Genomic DNA, 4457 nt, shown 5'->3' with positions numbered 1-4457 from the left:
TCTGTCCGGCAAACAACAGATTGATCTGTTTTACAGTGCTGGGATTGAGCTTCAAACCCCGATGCGTCGCAATCAACATGGGTACCGACCGTGGCCCGTGGTCTTTAAAACCGCCCGACGCCGGGTATATACCCTCCACGCGCATTAAGCGGAAGTGTCTCTCCCTTCCCCTTCCCTGCCAATTTTTAGTTAGCGAATTTCTGCAGTACATTTTGTTTTAAATTAACGTTGCCTGCAGGCAGCTTATGTGCGAGGCCGTTAGCGGGGTTAACACCAATTAAAACATTTCTCTTAGTATGGATGCCTTTCAAAAAGAGCTAATAGATTTCAAAGGAGTTAAGGATATTTTAGAGGCTGACGAAAGAAAATGTTTAATACAGGCTGGAAAAACAGGTGAGCAGTATTGGTATAGAATGTTCATTAGGAGTTTTTTTGCACATGTGGAAGGCATTTCTAATAAGCTAAAAACTCATGCCCTACTTTGGAATCAAAATAATAACTTGGAAAAACTTACTATTGGAGAACTCGCAATAATTAACGAGGAAAGCTATAGTTTAAAGAGTAATGGTAAAGTAATTACTCACCCTTCGTTTAATAGCACTGACAAGACCCTTAGATTTGCAATAAATGTGTTTACAAAAGTACATGACGTAAATTTTGAATGGAATCTTGGGGAAGATCAAAGGTGGAATGATTTTAAGGACTCAATCAAAATCAGAAATAGGATGACCCATCCCAAAAAGGCAAAGGAATTAGAATTTAGTCAAGAAGAGGGTGATAAACTATTTCGGGCTCATAATTGGTTTATTGAAACCATTACGAAAGCAACAAATATGGTCAATGAAAAATATTTGGCAACAAAAAAACAAGAAGAAAACAAATAGGACGATTTTTAAGGCCGCGCCTGTTCTTGCCCGCTTCGCATTTATTGGTTAATCTTTCGTTTTATAATTATCTGCAGCTTATGCTAAAGTCGTTATTCACCTACTCCCCAAAATATAAGCGATAGGTTTCGGATTATATTCCTATCTTTTGTAAAATTCGTTTATGTCTTTCAAAATAAACGTGACATTGAGAGCCCTCATAGTCTTTTCTATAATACTTTTGATCAGTATGGAAGGTTTATCTCAAACTCCGGTAAAAGCTGAAACAGTTACAGTAAACGGAACTGATATTTACTATGAGGTTTATGGACAGGGAGAGCCATTATTCTTTCTGCATGGATACACGATGTCTTCAAAATCATGGCTTCCGTATGTGGCTGATTATGAAAAAGATTTTGAAGTTTACCTGGTCGACCTAAGAGGCCACGGGAAATCAAGTCCATTTACTGAAAAGCTGTCCATCAGGTCTGCTGCAGAAGATCTGAATAAACTAATCGACTATTTAAAACTTGAAAATATTAGTGGAATAGGATTCAGTTTTGGAGGAGATGTTTTATTCCAACTTGCCCTTCTACGTCCCGGACTTATTAAATCGATGGTCATTATAGGATCATGTGGCTCTTGGAATGCCCGGGATTTTCCTGACTGGCTAGAATATTTATCCTACAAAAACATAGACAATTTGCCATGGATGCGTAAACAGCAGACCAGCGAAGAACAGATAAAATCTATTTTAGAGCAGTTAATAAATTACAATATTTTAGTCAGCGAAGAAGAATTAAAAAGCATTCAGGTTCCCACACTTCTTGTTTATGGAGACCAGGAAGATGGTCTTGACTGGGATTGCATCTTAAGTGCAAAAAACAATCTTCCGCAATCATCTCTCTGGGTGTTACCCCACACACCGCATCGGGCTCACTTCGGCGATAACAAAGCAGAATTTACCAGGGTTTCTAAAGAGTTCTTATCAGATTGAACGGCTGTATTGCCCGTGTTTTCTAACGCACTAAGGCATGTTCATTTTTTGTATGACCAAAATCCGCTGAAAGTCGGACTAAAGAACTGTCCACCAAAAAATCCCAGATATTCTTGTTTCGGGCTTATTAGAGCCTATTGCTTTTCTGCTCCGTTCGCTTCTAAATAAATTTGTTGCAGGGATTTTCTGGACTTTGAGGGGAGCCATCATCCGAAATTGTGTTTTTTTCGAATATACAGTTACTATTTTGAGTGATTCTTAAATCGAACTCAGGTTACATAGCATTCCTGCTGACGACAGCCCCGTGGCGGATCCCGCCGGTTGAGACGATACATTCGTTGAATCCATATTTCTTAAGAAACTCCTCCAGGATCATTATTCCAGGAAGAAACACATCCGCCCTGCCCTCCATCACCTCGGGGTACTGCTGGAGAAGCTCACTCGTAGTCATCTCTCCAATGTTGTGGACCCATTTGCTCACCTGTCCCCTGCTTAACTTCACCCCTGCCAGGAGCTCCGGGTCGTAAGCGGTCAGCCCTTCCTCCATGTATGCCAGGGATGTAACCGTACCGGCTACTCCAACGGCATCAGTGTCGCCTTTCCATGAAAAAGGGCGTTCATCAAAGGCTTTGGCAATGGCTTCGCGGCAGTGTTCAATCTCACTTGGTGTTGGGGGATCAGAATGGATAAACCGCTCAGTAAAACGTACCGAACCGATGTCAAAAGAATGAAAATCGAGCAATTCCATCTCGCGCCCCAGGGAAACTTCAGAACTTCCGCCACCGATATCGAGCGTCACGACCTGCCTGGCTATCCCATCAGTTAGCATACTTCGGGCGCCGAGGTAGGTCCACTGTGCCTCCTCTTGTCCAGTTAAAATGCGAACATCGAATCCGGTTTGCTGTTCAATCCTGTTTACGAACTCCTTTTTGTTGGATGAATCGCGGACCGCACTGGTAGCAGCCACAATGGTAGACTCAACCTGGGGGTAGTAGTGATCAATGATGCGCCGGTAGTCTCTCAGCGCCTCCACAACACGATCCATGGCTTCGGTCGACAGGTTTCGGTCGCGGTCTACCCCCTTTCCAAGCCGGGGTATCCGCTGCTCCTCATGAATAACCTCAATCTTTTGACCCTCATATTTTGCAATAAGCAGTAGAACCGTATTCGTGCCAATATCTATAGCTGCAAACACAATTAGTTAGGTGATTTTAAATTGGAGTGCAATCCAGTCGTTTTCCCGGATTGATTGTATGAGTGTGAGCTTCTTTAGTGCCTCCTGCTCCAGGATCGTATCTTTGTCGGATATCAAAAGGCCGGACAGCACCAGCATGCCATCACTCTTCAAATGTTGCACAAGCGACGGCAGCATATCAATGATGGTGTTCCGGTTGATATTTGCCAATATAACATCAAATTCAGTCTCATCCGGGACGATCTCAATTGAACCCTTTGCTACTTCAACTTTCCTGTCTACTTGATTAATGAGCACATTTTCTTGTGCGTTCCGAATGCTCCAGTCATCGATATCAAATGCCACTGCCCGCTCGGCCCCCAGCTTGATAGCCGCTATTGATAATACCCCCGTACCGGTGCCCGCATCCATAACCAAATCGCCGGATTTAACTACATGAGGCAACAGCTGAAGCATCAGTCGGGTGGTTTCATGATACCCGGTACCAAAAGCCATCTTGGGGTCTATCTCCAGTAATATGCTATTCGAGGGAGCAGTGCTGTTATCCCACGTCGGTTTCACAAAAAACTGCCCGATCCGCTGCGCTTTGATCGTTCGTTCCCACTCTTGGTTCCAGTTTTGGTCAGCGACGACCTCCTCAGACTGTATATGTCCCTCTCCCGGGTATGCAGCCAGCACCTGTTCAATTCGTTCTCGACTCACATCGCTAAAACGCTCTCTGCTTATATACGTAATAAGCTTGCCATCTTGCTGTTCAAAGGCATCAAACTCCAATTCCAGGAGTTCTGCAATCAGTGCTTCTTGGTAATCATTGGTGACAGACAGTACAAGCTTTATGTATTTCACTTTCGGAAGTTTAAAGTTTACGAAGATCGTTTAATCAACTTATTCAAATATCTAAAATATTTATACCACTCTTTTGCCCTGGAATGAGGGTAGCCAAAGGAAGTCTTGGGGTGAGTAGAAAAAGAGTTAGGAGTATAACGGCCGACAAACGAATTCGCAATAATCATCGGAATTATCTTACTATTGGTAATACAACCTGAGTTCGAGATAAGACTAACTCAAAATAATAACGGTCATCGCGAGGAGGCTTTGTTACCTTTTGGGCTTAACGATGAGGTCGACGCGGCGATCTCCCCGTCCGTTTTTTTGTTCACCCATCGAGAGATTGCCTCCCAAAAGTTTTCGGGATCCCGAAGGCCGCTGAATTCGCAATGACAGGTTTTATGTCTAACTGACGTTAATACAGCTAGCCGAATGGGTAAGGAAGCCATCACTAGTGTCATTACCACTTAATTCGTGAGGTACTCTTTTCCATAGGTCCAGTTGAATGGTTTTGCGTTCTTCTGGTTATAGTCTTTGATGTAGCTCATGAGTTGATCGACCAGCTGCTGCCGGG

Annotated in this window: 4 protein-coding genes; 2 read left to right on the top strand and 2 right to left on the bottom strand. The window is 43.4% G+C overall.

The features are described from left to right. The first annotated feature begins 296 nt into the window (after window positions 1-296). Entirely contained in the window at window positions 297-884 is a 588-nt protein-coding gene (locus NC796_RS26400; RefSeq protein ID WP_310688874.1) for a hypothetical protein, read from the top strand. A gap of 163 nt (window positions 885-1047) precedes the next feature. Further along, window positions 1048-1860 (top strand): alpha/beta hydrolase, encoded by an 813-nt coding sequence (locus NC796_RS26395; RefSeq protein WP_310688873.1) that lies wholly within the window; start codon window positions 1048-1050, stop codon window positions 1858-1860. A 274-nt stretch (window positions 1861-2134) separates the two neighbouring features. On the opposite strand, the gene NC796_RS26390 is transcribed toward NC796_RS26395, so the two are convergent. Further along, window positions 2135-3055, bottom strand: coding sequence for a Ppx/GppA phosphatase family protein (locus tag NC796_RS26390; RefSeq protein ID WP_310688871.1), 921 nt, complete (start codon window positions 3053-3055; stop codon window positions 2135-2137). Window positions 3056-3061: 6 nt separating this feature from the next. Next, window positions 3062-3901: a 50S ribosomal protein L11 methyltransferase gene (gene prmA, locus NC796_RS26385; protein ID WP_310688870.1), complete on the bottom strand. Its 840-nt coding sequence runs from the start codon at window positions 3899-3901 to the stop codon at window positions 3062-3064. Window positions 3902-4457 lie beyond the last annotated feature (556 nt).

Source organism: Aliifodinibius sp. S!AR15-10 (genome assembly GCF_031569985.1).
GTDB lineage: Bacteria > Bacteroidota > Rhodothermia > Balneolales > Balneolaceae > JAMQKA01.
The sequence above is the reverse complement of the archived record's forward strand: the minus strand, read 5'-3'. Positions and strand labels throughout refer to the sequence as shown.